We start from the raw sequence: 1,098 nt of genomic DNA, 5'->3' as shown, positions 1-1,098 counted from the left end.
AATTGGGGTTTGTCTAGGGGGATTTATTGCTGGAATTATTTACACTACCAGAGCTGGATTATACATTTTAGATATTGTAGATCATTTTGTTACTAACTATAACTTGATGTTGGTAGCTATTTTTCAATCTATCCTAGTGGGATGGTTGTATGGTGCTGAAAAGCTACGACGATACATCAACAAAGTTAGTGATTGGAAGGTTGGGAAATGGTGGAATTTTTCTATAAAATACCTGATTCCTATGGCTTTAGTCGCTTTGCTAGCAACCCAGTTTTCTAAAGATATTAGGACTCCCTATGAAGGATACCCAGCCTGGGCTTTAGGAATTGGCTGGGCAATGGTGTTTTTGCCATTACTTATTTTCCTGTCTTTGCTGGTCACAGACAAGACATTGATCAATGGGAGAACCGATTAATTTTAAGGATTAGTTTTGAAGCCGTTGGCCGTAGGCCACGCTACGCGAACAGCGGTCAGCGGTCAGCTGTCAGCTTAAAATAAACCTCAATATTGATAGATTAATGAGAATGCAATCAATTTGACCATCAATTTGACCATCAATTTGACCATCAACGGGTACTCACCAGCACAAACCCCCGTGTCTTTTTAGACTCTGAATCCTTAGTCGCCATGGCTTGCCACAATTCTTCAGCCTTGACCCAGACCGGAGGATACTTGTAACGAGAGACATCTAGGATCAGAAAACGGTCTGCTTCTTTGTTGTAGGCAGCTAAAGGAGAAATATGTCCCCCAGTTTTCTGAGCAATGGCTTTGCGTAAGTAATTGACTAAGACAAAATTTTCCGCTTCTTGCAAATTCTTTACCACTATGTTGCGAAACTGATCCAGGGTCAAATCACCACCATGGTAAACCTCTGCTCTAACTGGATAAGTTTCCAATAATCCTGCTAATTGTTCCAAAGTCATGCCCCGACGAGCAATCACCTCAGCCATGCGCACTTCCTCAGTTTTGGCATTCAAAACATTCTTCTGGGTGAAGCGGTTAGTCCTAAATTCCGGTGCCTCTGGAGCTTGAATTGATAAAGCATTTAGCACCATGACCATACTAGCTACTCCACAGTAAGCCAGGTTTTCCTGAGTA

At 42.0% G+C, this 1,098-nt stretch carries 1 protein-coding gene and 1 pseudogene; one reads left to right on the top strand and one right to left on the bottom strand.

Annotation, left to right across the window (positions count from 1 at the left end; translation table 11 throughout):
* A pseudogene (locus F6K49_RS52035) lies at positions 1-415 on the top strand (sodium-dependent transporter); the annotation flags it as partial.
* A gap of 151 nt (positions 416-566) precedes the next feature.
* On the opposite strand, the gene F6K49_RS52030 reads toward F6K49_RS52035, so the two are convergent.
* Positions 567-1,098: phytochelatin synthase family protein (locus tag F6K49_RS52030; RefSeq protein WP_293110876.1), on the bottom strand; the 532-nt coding region annotated here is incomplete at its 5' end.

The sequence above is a fragment of the Moorena sp. SIO3I6 genome (assembly GCF_010672095.1).
This window is presented reverse-complemented; position numbering and strand designations above follow the sequence as displayed.